Source organism: Achromobacter sp. (assembly GCF_032113835.1).
In the GTDB taxonomy this organism is placed as follows: domain Bacteria; phylum Pseudomonadota; class Gammaproteobacteria; order Burkholderiales; family Burkholderiaceae_B; genus Achromobacter.
This window is the reverse complement of sequence record NZ_DAMCTG010000004.1, coordinates 105042-120929: the sequence shown is the minus strand read 5'-3', so window position 1 is coordinate 120929 and position 15888 is coordinate 105042. Positions and strand designations below refer to the sequence as shown.

Annotated in this window: 12 protein-coding genes; all 12 read left to right on the top strand. The window is 70.8% G+C overall.

Annotation, left to right across the window (positions count from 1 at the left end; all coding sequences use genetic code 11):
- Positions 1-7: 7 nt before the first annotated feature.
- Positions 8-277, top strand: a complete 270-nt coding sequence (locus RT697_RS03085) for a hypothetical protein (protein ID WP_175137629.1) — start codon at positions 8-10, stop codon at positions 275-277.
- The gene (locus RT697_RS03080; RefSeq protein ID WP_056558507.1) at positions 274-927 is read left to right on the top strand and encodes a hypothetical protein; all 654 of its coding nucleotides are present in this window, start codon (positions 274-276) and stop codon (positions 925-927) included. The genes RT697_RS03085 and RT697_RS03080 overlap by 4 nt, the downstream gene beginning before the upstream one ends.
- Positions 924-1265, top strand: a complete 342-nt coding sequence (locus RT697_RS03075; protein WP_313696941.1) for a LysM domain-containing protein — start codon at positions 924-926, stop codon at positions 1263-1265. The genes RT697_RS03080 and RT697_RS03075 overlap by 4 nt, the downstream gene beginning before the upstream one ends.
- Positions 1258-2385 (top strand): hypothetical protein, encoded by a 1128-nt coding sequence (locus RT697_RS03070; protein ID WP_313696940.1) that lies wholly within the window; start codon positions 1258-1260, stop codon positions 2383-2385. The genes RT697_RS03075 and RT697_RS03070 overlap by 8 nt, the downstream gene beginning before the upstream one ends.
- Positions 2382-2897, top strand: a complete 516-nt coding sequence (locus tag RT697_RS03065) for a phage baseplate assembly protein V (RefSeq protein WP_056558514.1) — start codon at positions 2382-2384, stop codon at positions 2895-2897. Before RT697_RS03070 ends, RT697_RS03065 begins: the two co-directional genes overlap by 4 nt.
- A gap of 13 nt (positions 2898-2910) precedes the next feature.
- Entirely contained in the window at positions 2911-3234 is a 324-nt protein-coding gene (locus RT697_RS03060; protein ID WP_313696939.1) for a hypothetical protein, read from the top strand.
- 12 nt (positions 3235-3246) lie between these two features.
- On the top strand, positions 3247-3609 hold the full coding sequence (locus tag RT697_RS03055; RefSeq protein WP_313696938.1) for a GPW/gp25 family protein: 363 nt from the start codon (positions 3247-3249) through the stop codon (positions 3607-3609).
- Entirely contained in the window at positions 3606-6062 is a 2457-nt protein-coding gene (locus RT697_RS03050; RefSeq protein WP_313696937.1) for a putative baseplate assembly protein, read from the top strand. The genes RT697_RS03055 and RT697_RS03050 overlap by 4 nt, the downstream gene beginning before the upstream one ends.
- Positions 6059-9208 carry a putative baseplate assembly protein gene (locus RT697_RS03045; protein WP_313696936.1) on the top strand — a complete coding sequence of 1050 codons (3150 nt, stop codon included), beginning with the start codon at positions 6059-6061 and terminating at the stop codon, positions 9206-9208. Before RT697_RS03050 ends, RT697_RS03045 begins: the two co-directional genes overlap by 4 nt.
- Positions 9205-11307, top strand: coding sequence for a phage tail protein (locus tag RT697_RS03040; RefSeq protein ID WP_313696935.1), 2103 nt, complete (start codon positions 9205-9207; stop codon positions 11305-11307). Before RT697_RS03045 ends, RT697_RS03040 begins: the two co-directional genes overlap by 4 nt.
- Before the next feature lie 25 nt (positions 11308-11332).
- Positions 11333-14458 carry a DUF6519 domain-containing protein gene (locus tag RT697_RS03035; RefSeq protein WP_313696934.1) on the top strand — a complete coding sequence of 1042 codons (3126 nt, stop codon included), beginning with the start codon at positions 11333-11335 and terminating at the stop codon, positions 14456-14458.
- A 97-nt stretch (positions 14459-14555) separates the two neighbouring features.
- Positions 14556-15776 carry an MFS transporter gene (locus RT697_RS03030; RefSeq protein WP_313696933.1) on the top strand — a complete coding sequence of 407 codons (1221 nt, stop codon included), beginning with the start codon at positions 14556-14558 and terminating at the stop codon, positions 15774-15776.
- The last annotated feature ends 112 nt before the right edge of the window (positions 15777-15888 follow it).

Genomic DNA, 15888 nt, shown 5'->3' with positions numbered 1-15888 from the left:
AGCCGCCATGGAAGACTGGATTGGCAAGACCGTGGGCGAGGTGCTGGAACTGTGCCAGACACGCTATGCCGACGTCACGATGGTCGACGAGCCGCCGGGCAAGCTGCGCGCCGTCGAACTGGACTGCGTGGCGCGGGTGCCGGTGTCGCGCTTCGTGCTGGAGTTCGACTACCGCCCTGACCTCTTCAGCGCGGCGCGCCATTGGCCGGAAGCGCTGGTGGGCGCGCAGCGCATCACCGCCGTGCGCAACGCCGCCGAACCGCAGGCCTATCCATGAGCGGACCGCTTTCGCCCCGTCTGCTGCGCGGCGGCATCATCCTGATCGATCCGGCCAGCGGGGCGGTGCAGCGCGTGATTTCGCTGCAATACAACCCCGAGACGCTGACGCGCTCGCTGCAGCCGCAGAGCGTGGACGACGGCGGCGCGGCGGGCGAACCGCTGCGCCTGAAAGGACCGCCCGCGGAGACGATCCGGCTGGACGCCGAGCTGGACGCCACCGATCAGCTCGAATTCCCCGACGATCATCCCCAGGCGCGCGACACCGGCATCCATGCGCAGCTGGCCGCGCTGGAGACCATCGTCTATCCGGACAGCGCCGCGCTCATCCGCAACAACCAGATCGCCAACCTGGGCACGCTGGAGATCGCGCCCACCGTTGCGCCGCTGAGCCTGTTCGTCTGGAGCCGCGAGCGCGTGGTGCCGGTGCGCGTGACCGATTTTTCGATTACCGAAGAGGCCTTCGACGCGCGGCTCAATCCCATCCGCGCCAAGGTGTCGCTGGGTTTGCGCGTGCTGCACGTGGGCGATCTGGGCTTTGGCGACAAGGGCGGCCATCTGTACCTGGTGTATCAGCAGCGCAAGGAACGGCTGGCCGCGCTGGCCGGCCTGGGCGATCTGGGCTCCGTCGGATTGGAGTCCCTGCCATGAGCGTGCAGCGCTTTCCCGCCAACAGCCGGTATCACGACGTGCCCACGGCGGAAATGCCCGGGCCGGATGGCCGGCCGCTCGTCTACCTGCGCCGGCGCTTTCTGCCGGACCCGGCGGCGCTGACGGCGGTGGGCGAGGTCGCGGTGGCCCCGGGCGACCGGCTGGACCGGCTGGCGGCCGCCGCACTGGGCGATCCGCTGCAGTTCTGGCGTCTGGCGGACGGCAACGACGCGCCGCGTCCGGCCGCGCTGGAAGCGCCCGGACGCAGCCTGCGCGTGACGCTACCTGCCGCGTTGGGCTCTCCGTTCGGCGCGCAATTCGGAGGCGGCGATGCTTAGCGGCGTGCACCTGACGCTGCTGGTCGGGCCCGGCCTGCCGGTGCCGGCGCCCCGCCCCATCATGGACGGCCTGGAGCGTGTCGAGGTGTCCTCGTCCGCGGACGGCCCGGGCGGCTTTCAGCTCACTTTTTCAGTCAGCAACCGCTCGCCGCTGCACACACTGCTGGTGATCGCCGGCGGCCAGGTGCCGTGGCTACGCGTCATCCTGATCGCCACGCTGAACGGGCTGCCCACCGTGCTGATGGACGGGCTGGTCACGCGCCAGGAGATCACGGACGGCAACGCGCCCGGCCAATCGCGCCTGACCGTCACCGGCGAAGACCTGACGGTAGCGATGGACAAGCAGGACATGAGCGGCCTGCCCTATCCGGCCATGCCGCCGCCCGCGCGCGTCGCTGCGATCATCGGCCGCTACGCCCTGTACGGCATGCTGCCGCTGATCGTGCCGTCACCCTTCACGGACGTGCCGATTCCGGTGGAACGCATTCCGCTGCACGAAGGCACGGACCTGGCCTACGTGCGCCAGCTGGCGCGGGAAGTGGGCCACGTGTTCTACATCGAGCCCGGCCCGCTGCCCGGCGCCAACGTGGCGTATTGGGGACCGGAGATCCGGCTGGGCCCGGTGCAGCCCGCGCTCAACCTGGGCATGGACGTGCACAGCAACGTCGAGTCTCTGTCGTTCGCGGTGAACCAGTCGGACGCCGCGCTGCCGGTCATCTTCATCCAGAATCCGCTGACCAAGTTTCCGATTCCGCTGCCCGTTCCCGACATCAGCCTGACCAGTCCGCCGCTGGGCCTGCTGCCGCCGCTGGCCAAGGGGCTGACGCTGCTCAAGGACACCGCCAAGCTGTCGCCGGCCGCCGCGTTGGGCAAGGGCCTTGCCATGGCCGCCGGCACCACCGCAGACGCCGTGACCGCCGACGGATCGCTCAACGTGCTGCGCTACGGCCACGTGCTCAAGTCGCGCCAGCTGGTGGGCGTGCGCGGCGCGGGGCTGGCGTTCGATGGCCTGTACTACGTCAAGCGCGTCGACAGCTCCCTCAAGGCCGGCGAATTCCGCCAGCAATTCTCGCTGGCCCGCAACGGCCTGATCTCGACCCTGCCCCTGGTGCCCCCATGACAGAACCCCAACGCCATTACGGCAAATTCCGCGGCGTGGTGATCAACAACGTCGACCCCATGCAGATGGGCCGCATCCAGGTGCAGGTGCCGGATGTGCTGGGCCTGGGCGTCTCAAGCTGGGCAATGCCCTGCGTGCCGTTTGCCGGCCAGCAGAGCGGCGTGTTCGTCGTGCCGCAGGTCAGTTCGGGCGTGTGGGTGGAGTTTGAACAGGGCAAGCCCGACTACCCGATCTGGGTCGGCGGATTCTGGGGATCGGCCGCCGAAGTCCCTGCGCTGGCGCTGGCGGGCCTGCCCGTGTCGCCCAGCATCGTGCTGCAGACCGGCGGGCAGAACACGCTGATGATTTCCGATCTGCCGGGCCCCACAGGCGGCATCCTGCTCAAGACCAAAACGGGCGCGATGATCTCGATCAGCGATGTGGGCATCACGCTGTCCAACGGCCAGGGCGCAACGGTGATGCTGGCCGGCCCGGCCGTCAACATCAACCAGGGCGCCCTGACGGTGACCTGAGGAGGCCAAGAGCATGCCCGGACCCCTGCTGCATTTCGGCGCCACCGTGCAGTGTTCGCACGGCGGCCAGGCCATCCCGACGTCGCCCAATCCGCGCGTGCTGCTGTCGGGCCAGCCGGCCGTGACCATCCTGTCGACGTATTCCATCGCGGGCTGCGCATTTCCGCCGCCACCGTCGGGCAACGGCCCCTGCGTCACCGGCATGTGGCTGAGTGGCGCGACCCGCGTGCTGATCGGCGGGCTGCCGGCCGCGCTGCAGGCGGGCTCGTCGATCTGCATGCCCACCGGCACGCCGATGCTGGCGCTGCAGGCGCAGGCGCGCGTCGTGGGCATGTAAGGACGCATCGCCATGGCCCTCCTGCGCTTTCCGTTCGAACCCGACGCGCGCGGCCGCAGCCGCAACGCCGACGACGCCACGCACGTGCGCGACATGATCGAACAGGTGCTGTTCACCGTGCCGGGCGAACGCGTGAACCGGCCGGACTTCGGCTGCGGGCTGTTGCAGTTGGTGTTCGCGCCCAACAGCGACACGCTGGCCGCCGCCGTGCAGATGAGCGTGCAAGGCGCGTTGCAACAGTGGCTGGGCGAACGCATCGCGGTGGAGTCCGTCAACGTTGCGCACCGCGATGCGACGCTGCAGGTCGACGTGCAGTACGTGATGCGCCAGGGCCAGCAACGGCGGCTGGCGCGCTTTACGCGGGACCTGCCATGAACCGCCAGTTCCGCAGCGCCAACCCGCGCCGGCTGCAACTGCTGCGCGCCCAGCAGCCGCCCGGCGACAACGGCATCGCCTTCGTGGAAATCGACGCGGCCGACCAGCGCACCGTGCGCGTGGTCTGCGCGCATCCGGTGTCCGGCATCGGCCGCGCGCACGTGCGCATCGAGGGCGGTGCGCGCATCCGCGGCATCGCGCTGGCCGCGGACCCGGTGCTGTCCGGCAACGAGATCCGGCTGACCGTGGACAAGGCCGGCGACTTCTCGTGGTACACGCTCGCGCTCGTCAACCCGGCCGACCCCGACGCACCGGCGCCCGGCTTCGACCTGTGCCTGTCCACCATCGAGATCAACTTCAAGGCGGGCTGCCCGTCGGAATTCGACTGCGCCGAGTCGCACGTCTGCGATGCGCCTGCGCCGCCCGAGCCGCTGCTCGATTACCTGGCTAAGGACTTTGAGAGCTTCCGGCGGCTGATGCTGGACCGCCTGTCGCAGAGCATGCCCGACTTCACCGAGCGCAATCCCGCGGACTTCACCGTGGCGCTCGTGGAAACGCTGGCTTATGTGGCGGACCACCTTTCCTACGCGCAGGATGCCGCCGCCACCGAGGCCTATCTGGACACCGCGCGCCGCCGGACCTCGCTGCGCCGCCACGCGCGCCTTCTGGACTATCCCCTGCATGACGGCTGCAACGCGCGGGTGTTCGTCGCGATTGAAGCGAACGCGCAGGGGGACGGCAAGGTCATCCCGGCCGGCACGCCGCTGCTGACCAGTTCGCCCGAAGCGGCGCTTGCCGCGCCCGTGCGCCGCCGCGACGCGCTGGACGGGCTGCCCGCGGCCGGCATCGAAGTGTTCGAGACGCTGCACGACCTGACGCTGCACGCCGCGCACAGCCGCATCCTGCTGCATGACTTCGCCGATCCGGCCTACTGCCTGCCGCGCGGTCAGACGCAGGCGGCGCTGGTGAACGATCCGCCGCTGACGCTCGCCCCCGGCGACGTGGTGGTGTTCGAGGAAACGATCGACCCGTTGACGGGCCGCAAGGCCGACGCCGACCGGACGCATCGCGTGGCCGTGCGCCTGACCGAAACCCGCGCCGGCCGCGACGACCTGACCGGCACCGACCTGCTGCTGATCGCCTGGCATCCGGACGACGCGCTGCCGTTTCCGCTGTGCGTCAGCCGCGAGTTCGACGACGGCGGCGCACTGGTCAAGCGGGCGGTATCCGTGGCGCGCGGCAACGTCGTCCTGGCGGACCACGGCATGCAGCGCGACTGGACGCCGCTGCTGCCGGACACGGCCACCGCGCGCGACGCGCCCGCCTCGCGGCCCTACCGCCCCCGCCTGCCGGACGCGGGCCTGGCCTGCGCGGAACCCTATCGGCACGACCTCGCCGTGTCCGCCCTGCTGCCCGCCGGTGCAGCGCTGGCGCAGGACCCGCGCCGGGCGCTGCCCAGCGGCATGTCGCTGCAGGCGGACGACGCCGATCAGCCCGGCGACATGCCCGCCCCCGCCAGCCCGGCATGGTCGCCGCAGCGCAGCCTGCTGGCCAGCGCGCGCGACGCCCGCGAGTTCGTCGTCGAAACGGAAGCCGATGGCGCTGCGTGGCTGCGCTTTGGCGACAACCGCTATGGCGCCGCCCCGGTTGCGGGCGAACGCCTGCTGGCGCGCTACCGGCTGGGCGGCGGATCGGAGGGCAACGTGGGCGCCGAGGCCATCGGCGCGCTCGTCACCGACGATGCGGATCTGATGCTGGGCGTGGCGCGCGTGCGCAATCCGCTGCCCGCGCAGGGCGGCGCGGCGCCGGAACCGGCCGACGCCATCAAGCTCAACGCGCCCGAGGCCTTCCGGGTGCAAGAGCGCGCGGTCACGGCCGACGACTACGCGCGCCTCGCGGAGCGCCATCCGCAGGTGCAGCGCGCGGCGGCCCGGCTGCGCTGGACGGGCAGCTGGCACACGGTTTTTCTGACCGTCGACCGGCGTGGCGGGCGGGAGGTGGACGCGCCGTTTCGCGCGACGCTGCGCGCCTTCATGGAACGCTTCCGGCTGGCCGGGCAGGACCTGGAATTCTCCGATCCCGTTCACGTGCCGCTCGACATCCTGGTGCGCGTCTGCGCCGCGCCGGGCCACTTTGCCGCCGACGTCAAGGCGGCGCTACGCGATGCCTTCACCGCAGGTCTGGACCGCGCGGGCCGGCCCGGCTTCTTTCACCCCGACCGCTATACCTTCGGCACGCCGCTGGCGCTGTCGGCGCTGATGCGCGCCGTCATGGCGGTGCCGGGCGTCGCGTCGGCGCGAGCCGAACGCTTCCAGCGCTGGGGCCGTGACCCCGCGGGCGAGCTGGACACGGGCCGCCTGCTGACTGCGCCGCTGGAAGTGCTGCGCGCCGACGGCGATCCCAACTTTCCCGAGAACGGCCGCATCGACTTCATCGTGGAGGGCGGATCATGACAACCCCCGACGATTGCGGCTGCTGCGCCGGCCAGCCTGCGCTGACGCCGTCAAACCAGGACAACCCGCCGGGCCAGCCGGCATTGCGCCTGCGCATCGGCACGCATGGCCGCTTTCTCGCCAGCCTGACGGCGGACCTGGCGCGGTCCCCGGCGCTGGCCGCGCTGACCACTCGCGACCGTGACGACCCCGTCATCGCCTTGTTCGACGCGTGGGCCGCGGTGCTGGACGTGCTGGCGTTCTATCAGGAACGCATCGGCAACGAAGGCTATCTGCGGACCGCGACCGAGCGCCGGTCGGTGCAGTCGCTGGCACGGGCCATCGGCTACGAACTGCGGCCCGGTGTGGCGGCAACGACGTGGCTGGCGTTCTCGCTGGAAACCGCGCCCGGCGCGCCGTTGCGGGCGCGCGTCGAACCCTGGACGCGCGCGCAAAGCGTGCCCGCGCAGGACGAACGCGCGCAGACGTTCGAGACCTTGCAGGCCGTCGAGGCCCGCGCCGCATGGAACGCGCTGGAACTGGCGTGGCTGGAACCGGCGCCGCCGCGCTTTGGCGCACGCACGCTGTGCCTGGCCGGGGCCGCCACACGTCTGAAAGCCGGCGATGCCGTGCTGATCGTGGGCGACGAGCGCGTGCGCGATCCGGGCAACGAAAACTGGGACTTCCGCCGCCTGACGCAGGTTCGCGAGTATGTGCCGGGCCCGGGCGAGGACGGCGCGCCCGCCTACACGCTGATCTCGCTGGAACGCGGTCTGGGCAGCGCGGCCCCATACGTGCAGCCCGCCCGCCGCAATCCGCGCTGCTTCGCGCTACGCACGCAGGCGCGGCTGTTCGGCCACAACGCGCCCGACTGGCGCGCCATGCCCGCCACGCTGCGCGCGGCCTATCTGGGCATGGCCGACGACGCCAAGCCGTCCTTCAGCCAGTTCCCGCAATGGCCGGGCTACACGCTGGCCGAGATCTCCGATCCGCCCGGCGCCAGCGGTGCAGGGTCCGGCCTGTACGGGGAGTATTACCGCGGCCGCACGTTCAGCGAGCGGGTGACGACCCGCACCGACCCACAGCTGGATTTCCGGTGGGCGGCGGGTGGACCCGGCGACGGCATGCCGTCGGACAACTTCTGCGTGCGCTGGACCGGCTGGGTGCGCGCGCCGGGCAGCGGCAGCTACACCTTCCACATCACGGCCGACGATGGCGTGCGGCTATGGGTGGACGGCAATCTGCTCATCGACCAGTGGCACGAGCAATCGCCCACCGAATACAGCGCCAGCGCCCGGCTCACGGCGGGACGCAAGCACGACATCCGCATCGACTATTACGAGGCCAGCGGCGACGCCACCCTTGCGCTCGCATGGTCCGGGCCGGGCCTGGCGCGCCAGACGATTCCCGCCGCCAGCCTGTTCCCCTCCGACGTGCACGGCGTGCACCTGGATGCCGTCTATCCGAAATGGGTGGCCGGCGGCTGGGCCGTGCTGTCCATGCCGGGGTATGAGGAGCTTTACCGCGTGGCCGACGCCGGTCCCGACGCGCGGACCGGCTTTGCGCTAGCCGGGCCAACCTCTCGCCTGACCTTGCGGGGCGAACGCCTGCGCGAACAGTTCAACGACGCCGTGCGCGAAACCACCGCGTATGGCGAATCCGACGCGCTCGATTGGGGCGTGCGCCCTGCTTCCGGCCTGACACAGGGCCACGCGCTGGTGCTGGCGTCGTACGAGCCCGACCTGCTGCCAGACCGCGTGCTGGCGGTGTCGGGGCTGATCCTGGACGAGAGCGACGCTGCCAACACCGCACCGCGCGAGCGGCTGATGCGCGGCGACGCGCTGGCCAACGTGCGCGTGGCGCGCGACCGCGCCAGCGCGGATCTGGAATTCGAGGACGGCGCGCGCACCACCGTCACGCTGGCGGAAGCCAGCGACATCGTGCGCATCCAACGCAACGACAGCGCCGGCGGCCGCACGTCGCTGCTTCTGGACGCCGATCTGGCGCACGCCTATCTGCCGGCCACCGTGCGCATCAACGCCAACGTTGCGCCCGCCAACCACGGCGACAGCCGGCAGATGCGCATTCAGCCCGAGGTGTTGGGCAGCGGCGCCGGCAACCGGGCGTTCCAACGCTTCACGCTGCAGCAAAAGCCGCTGACCTTCGTGCCTGCACCCACGGCAAGCGGCGCGGCGAGCAGCCTGGAGGTCCGCGTGGATGGCCTGCTGTGGACCGAAGCGTCGCGCATCACGGAACTGGCGCCGGATGATCGTGCGTATCTGCTGCGGCTGGACGACAGCGGCGGCGCCACCGTGCAGTTCGGCGATGGGCTGCATGGCGCGCGCCTGCCGTCGGGTTCGGGCAACGTGGAGGCGCGCTATCGCGTCGGCCTGGGCCGCGAAGGCAACGTCGCGCGCGGGCAGTTGAGCGTGCTGCTGACGCGCGCACCCGGCGTCAAGGCAGTCGTCAATCCGGCGCCCGCAACCGGCGGCGTGGATCCCGAAGCCGGCGACGCCGCCCGCCGCAATGCGCCGCTGCGCGTGCGCACGCTGGACCGCATCGTCTCGCTGCGCGACTTCGAGGATTTTGCCGCGGCGTTCACCGGCATCGGCAAGTCGCAGGCGGTGTGGCTGTGGGATGGCGAACAACGGCTCGTGCATCTGACCGTCGCCGGCGAGGATGGCGCCGCGCTGGATCCTGCCGGCGCGCTGTACCGCAACCTGCTTGCGGCCATCGACGGGGCGCGGCCTCCCTATCAGCCGCTGCGCGTGGCGCCTTGCCGTTATCTTGATTTCGGCATGCGGGCCGGCTTGGGCATCGATCCCCGGTACGAACCGCCGAAGGTTCTGCAGGCGGCCCACGCGCGCGTGCTGCACGCCTTCGGCTTTGCCGCGCGCGCGTTCGGCCAACCGTTGCACGGCGCGGAAGTGCTGTCCGTGCTGCAAGGCGTGCCGGGCGTGCTGTGGGTGGATCTGGATTCGCTGGTGCTCGAGGCTGGGCTGAATGCGGGACCAGGCGCGGGGCTGTCCAGCCTCACCGCGCGGCGCAGCAACGGCCCCGACGCCACGCTGCCTGCCCGCACCGCGCGGTGGCAACAGGGCAGCCTGCAACCGGCCGAACTGCTGCGCCCGAACCCGGCCGGCATTCTGCTATCGGAGCGCACATGAACACCCGCCTGGATGCCGATGCGCTGATGGCCCTGCTGCCGGCCTTCTACCGCGAGCGCGACGCGGCTGCCGGCGGCCCGCTGCGCGCGCTGCTGGACGTGCTGGCGCGCCAGGGCGCGCTGGTGGACGCCGACGTGGACCGGCTCTACGACAACTGGTTCATCGAGACCTGCGACGACTGGGTGGTGCCGTACCTGGGCGACCTGCTCGGCGTGCGCGCGCTGTACCCCGTGGGCGCCGCCTTCTCGCCTCGCGCCCTCGTCGCCAATACGCTGCGGCTGCGCCGGCGCAAGGGCACCGCGCTGGTGCTGGAAGAATTGGCGTCCGACGCCACGGGCTGGCGCAGCCGCGTGTCCGAGTGCTTTGAACGCGTCGCCACCACGCAGCACGTCAACCACCCGCGCCCGCACGCGCTGCGCACGCCCGACCTGCGCGACTCCCGCGCGATGGAACGCGTCGATGGCCCCTTCGGCGCCGAGCTGCATACGGCCGACGTGCGCGCGCTGCCGGCCGGGCGCTACAACCTGCCCAACGTCGCGCTGTTCCTGTGGCGGCTGCAGTCGTACACCGTGCAGCGCGGCGACGCCGCCCCCGCCACGACGCGCGACGGCTTCTACACCATCGATCCGCTGGGCCGCGATCAAGCGCTGTTCAACCGGCCCCGCACCGAGACCGATATCGACCACCTGGCCGAACCGGTCAACGTGCCCGAACCGCTGTCGTGGCGCGATCTGCACGCCGAACTGGAAGCGCGCCGCCAGGCGCTGACCGATGGCGACGCGCCGCCGCAAGGATGGTTTGCCGAGGGCGGCGGCGGTCCGGTCGTTCAGGTGTGGCTGGACGGACAGGCCGTGCCGCCCGAACATCTGGTCATCTGCAATCTGGCGCCCATCCCCGGCGTTTCCCCCGAAGACTGGCGCCGGCCCGACGCGTCCCTACTCGTCAAGGCGCGCAAGCCCGGGCGGCCGGACCGCAGCTTTCCCGCTGCGGGCGGCGTGCTGGTTGGCCTGGATCCGCGCCGCGGACGCCTCGCGCTACCGCCGGGCGTCACCGCGCAGTTGGTGCAGGTTCGCTACGCGTATGGATTTCCCGGCGACATTGGCGCGGGTCCGTACGACCGCAGCGTCCCGGCCGGCGATGACGCGGACGCGGCGTCCGAAGACGCCTTCGACATCGAACTGCGCGTGCCTTCGGCGGCCACGCCCACGCTGGCGGCGGCGCTGGCCGCGGTGCAGGCGGGCCAGCGGGTGCGCATCGTTCTGGACCACGACGGCACCGAAGCCATCGCACCCGATCTGGTGCTGCCCGACACGCATCTGTTGATCGAGGCGGCCCCGCTGCGCCGCCCGGTGCTGCGAGGCGACTGGCGGCTGCGCGGCAACGCCAGCACGCGCGTGCGGCTCGACGGACTGCTGGTGGACGGCCGCCTGCGGCTGGAAGGCGCGTTGCGTTCCGTGGCGCTGCGCCACTGCACGCTGGCGCCCGCGCGCGGCGGCGTGCGCCACAGCGGCGCGGCGCCTGAACTGGAATTGAGCCTTACCCGCTGTGTCTGCGGGCCGGTGCGCTGCGCCACGCCGCTTGCCTCGGTCGACCTCGACGCGTGCCTGATCGACGCGCAAGGCAGCGCTGCGGCGGCGGTCGACGTGGACGACAGCGCCCTGCGCGTTCTGGCGAGCACATTGTTCGGGCGCGTGGAGGCCGGACGGCTCGACGCGTCCAACACGCTGTTCGGCGGCCCGCTCACCATCAACCGCCGCCAGGAAGGCTGCGTGCGCTACTGCCACGTGCCCACGCCGTCGGTCACGCCCCGGCGCTACCGCTGCCAGCCGGACCTGGTCATGCAGGATCTGAGCGCCGCGGCCGCAAAACGCGCGGCGGCGCGCGTGGCCCCGTCGTTCACGTCCACGCAGTTCGGGTCGCCAGCCTACGGGCAATTGGCGCGCGGCTGCGCGATCGAGATCCGCGAAGGCGCGGACAACGGCGCCGAAATGGGCGCCTGGAATTTCCTGCTGCAAGCCCAGCGCGAAGCCAATCTGCGGCAGGCGCTGGACGAGTATCTGCGCTTCGGACTCGAAGCGGGATTGATCCCCGTGAACTGAGCCCCCTGTCTTCGGGAACAACACCATGAAAGCCGATCTCAGCCGCCTCACCTTCGACCCCACCCGGCGCTACCGGGCCGTCCGCATGCAGCAGGGCCGCGTGCAGATGGACGCGGATTGGAACGAGCAGCAGGACATCCTGAACCGCCGCATCGAAACCGAGACGGCGGACACCGTCGGCCCCGTGGGCGTACCGCTTTCGGCGCCGGGTTTTGCACTGGCTCCCGCGGGCAAGGATCTGTCGCTGTCGGCCGGCCGCCTGTATCTGGACGGCCTGCTTTGCGAAATCCCGCAGCCCGCCTCCGTAGCCAAACAGCCCGACATGCCGCCGACGGCATCGCCCGTGCTGCCGGCCGGCGCGTCCGTCCTGCCGCTCCCGCCGCCCGCCCTAACCCCGGCCGACATCGACGGCGTCATCGTCTTCGGATCGAACGGGCAAACCGCGCCGCCGCCCGAGGGCATGTACCTGGCCTATCTGGAAGCCTGGCAGCGCCACCTGTGCACGCTCGACCTGCCTGCCGGCGACACCAGCATGCGCGAGGTCGCGCTGGGCGGCCCCGACACCGCGACGCGCGAAAAGACCGTGTGGCAGGTCAAGCTGATGCAGGTCGGCGCGCCCGACGCCGCCCTCACCTGCCTGTCCGCGCTGCCGGCGTGGGACGCGCTGATCGCGCCGCCCGATGCGCGCATGGCCGCGCGCGCCGAAGCCAGCGTGCCGCCCAAGACGCCGTGCCAATTGCCGCCCGACGCCGGCTACCGCCTGCTGGAGAACCATCTCTACCGCATCGAAATCCACCAAGATGGCGCGGGTGCGGGCAAGGCACGCTACAAGTGGTCGCGCGAAAACGGCAGCATCCTGTCGCGCGTCGTGCGCTGGCTGGACGATCCCGTGGCCAATGAATTCGAAGTCGCCAGCATCGGCCGCGACGACGTGCTGGCCATCACGGCCGGCTGCTGGGTCGAATTTCTGGACGACACGCACGAACTGCTGGGTCAGCCGGGGCCGCTGGCGCAGGTGGTGCGCACCGACGGCAACACGGTCACCATCGATCCGGCCAGCCTGATCGGTCATCCGCTGGAAGTGGCGCGCTTTCCGGCCAACCCGCGCGTGCGCCGTTGGGACGGCGTCGCGGAAATCACGCCCGCGCCCATCAACAGTGCCAACGCCGGATGGGTGGAACTGGAACAGGACGGCGTCGAGATCAAGTTTTCCCCAGGCCGCCTGCGCGTGGGCGACTACTGGCTGATTCCCGCGCGCACCGCCACCGCCTCCATCGAATGGCCGCAGATGCCCGACGGCAAGCCCGCCTTCAACGCGCCCGCCGGTGTCCTGCGGGCGTTTGCGCGGCTGGCCTTGCTGCGCTGGCAGGCCGGCGCGTGGACCGCCGTCAGCGACTGCCGTCCGCTCTTTCCCGCGTTGACGGAACTGACCCAGCTTTACTACGCGGGCGGCGACGGGCAGAGCGTCAAGCCCAATCCCGCCATGACGCCGGACGTCGTGCCGCTGCCTTCCGAATTGCGCGCCGGCGTGGCCAACGGCAGCCTGCCGGTGGCGGGCGCCGTCGTGCGCTTTACGGTGGACGCCGGCCGCCTGCCCAATGGCTCGGCCACGCAGGACGTGGCGACTGGCGCCGACGGCGTGGCGTCCATCGCCTGGTCGCTCGCCTGCGATGCCGCCCGCCCCGTGCAACGCGCCACCGCGCAACTGCTGCGCGCGGGCCAGCCCGCGTCCGACCGCTACCTGCCGCTGCGCTATACGGCGACGCTGGCGTTGGCCTCCGAGGTGGCCTACGACCCGCGCAACTGCGCGGATCTGCTCGCGGAGCAGGCGTATTCCGTGCAGGAAGCCCTGGACGCCCTGTGCCGCCGCACCCACGGCGGCGGCTGCTGCCTTACCGTTGGCCCGGCGGGCGATTTTCCGACGCTGGACAACGCGCTGCGCACGCTCATCGGACAGGACCGCATGGACATCTGCCTGTGCCTGACGCCGGGCGAACACAAGCTGGACGATGACCTCATCATCAAAGGGCCGCGCGTGCGCCTGATGCTGCACGGCTGCGGAGCCGCCAGCCGGCTGATGCTGGAAGAACGCATGTTCAGCCTGGACGGCTTTGCCAGCGTTTCCATTGCCGACCTGGTGATCACGCGGCGCGGCCAGCCGGCCGCGATCGCTTTCAACCAATGCGCCGACCTGCGGCTGTCGCGCGTCGATTGCGCGGGGCCGGCCGGCCCCGGCAACAGCCTGGTGCGTGTCGACGGCAGCCGGCGCGTGCACATCGAGACCTGCCGTCTTTATGCTGCGGGCCGCGGCAACGCCGAACGCCTCGACCAGCTCTTCGCCCGCGCCCCGACGCTGGCCGCGCTGAAGCGCGCGCTTTCCCCCGACGCGGTGCTGGACGATGACGACGATCGCGCCGCCTCGGCGCTGTCGCGCCAGCCCATGGACGCGCGCAAGGCCATGACCACCGAGATCGCCGCGCTGCTGCGCGCCGGCGCCGCCGGCAATGCATTGACGATGACGCCCCGCATCCAGGCGGCGCTGACGACGCTGGCCACGCAGCTTGGCCGCGAGACGCCGGCAGCCAAACGCCTGCGCCCCGCCATTGCCGCGCTTGCCGCCGCGCTGCTGGCCGATCCGCTGTCCTGCGCGCTGGCGCTGCTGGACAACGACGCCGACACCACCGTGCGCGACAACCGCCTGCGCGGCGGCATCGCGCTCTTTGCTGAGTCAGGGGATTTTCCGGAACTGACGACGGATCAATTGAAGCTGTTGGGCGGCGGCATCCGCACGGGCAAGATGGTGCCGGAAGGCGACGGCACGCTGACGCTGCAAAGCAACCACCTGTCCAGCCTGCGGCTCGGCGCCGAAGCGGCGCGCGCCATGCTGACCATCATCCAGACGGGCGGCGAGTTCGCCGCATGGCGCTGCCTGCGCGCCGCCGACAACGCGCTGGAGGCCTACAGCCATTTCCCCGCATTCGACGCCGCCGTCACCGGCAACAATCTGCTGACCAACGGCGACGCGGGCGCCCTCATCGCCACGCAGGCCAAGGTGATCGGCAACTTCGCGCACAACGATTTCCGGTTGTTCGTGTCGGGCGCGAATCCGGAAAGCCTGGCGAACGGCGGGTTGAATGTCGTGACGGTCTGACCATGCCGAGACATTCCGACACGTAAATGACAGGTTCGGCCCTCTACAATGCCGCTGTTGCATCGCAGCATTCCGCAATCCTCTCTTTGTAGTCTCCATGTCCCATTCCGTTTCCGCGCAGCACCGGCCCGCCCTGGTGCTGCTGGCGCTTGCCGTTGGCAGCTTCGCGATCGGCACCACCGAATTCGCGACGATGAGCCTGCTGCCCTATTTCGCCCAGTCGCTGGGCATCGACGCCCCCACCGCCGGCCACGTCATCAGCGCGTACGCGCTGGGCGTCGTGGTGGGCGCGCCCATCCTGGCCGTGCTGGGCGCGCGCATGCCGCGCCGCCGTCTGCTGATCGCGCTGATGGGCCTGTTCGCCATCGGCAACGGCCTGAGCGCCATTGCGCCGAACTACCACTGGATGCTGTTCTTCCGCTTTCTTAGCGGCCTGCCGCATGGCGCCTACTTCGGCATCGCCTCGCTCGTGGCCAGTTCGATGGTGCCGGCCAACCGGCGCACCGTTGCCGTGGGCCGCGTGTTTCTGGGCCTGACGGTGGCCACCATCGTCGGCGTGCCGCTGGCCAACTGGCTGGGCCAGGTCATCGGCTGGCGCTGGAGCTTTGGTCTGGTGTCGCTGCTGGCGGTGCTGACCATGCTGAGCGTGCGCGCCTACGCGCCGGACACCGCCGCCGACCCCAAGGCCAGCCCGCTGCGCGAACTGAGCGCGCTGGGCCGCGGCCAGGTCTGGATCACGCTGGCGATCGGCGCCGTCGGCTTCGGCGGGCTGTTCTCCATCTATACGTATCTGGCCGACACGCTGACCGCCGTCACCCAGGTGACGCCCGCCATGGTGCCGTTGGTGCTCAGTGTCTTCGGCGTCGGCCTGACGGTGGGCAACATGGTCGTGCCGGTGTTTGCGGATCGCGCCGTCATGCGCACCGCGGGCCTCTTGCTGCTGTGGTCGGCCGTGGTGCTGGCCCTTTTCCCGCTGATGGCCCACAACGTCTGGCTGATCACGTTGAACGTGTTCCTGGTTGGCGTGGGTGGCGCGCTGGGCACCGTGCTGCAGACGCGTCTGATGGACGTGGCGGGCGACGCGCAAGGGTTGGCCGCCGCGCTCAACCACTCAGCCTTCAACACCGCCAACGCGCTCGGTCCCTTCCTGGGCGGCCTCGCCATTGCGGCGGGGTTCGGGTGGACGTCGACCGGCTGGGTCGGCAGCTTGCTCGCCATCGCCAGCATGCCCTTGTGGCTGTGGGCGGTGATGCTGGAACGCCGGACGCGCACGGCGCGGGCGGACAAGCTGGTGGTCAGCACCGAATCGGCGCGTTGAATGAATGGGGGACACCAACACTGGTGTCCCCTTTTTCATGACCTGTCCCCGGCCTGACTTTCGCAGTGCCCCGCACGAGACACCTGCGTGAGCTCGGCAGGTGTCTGACACC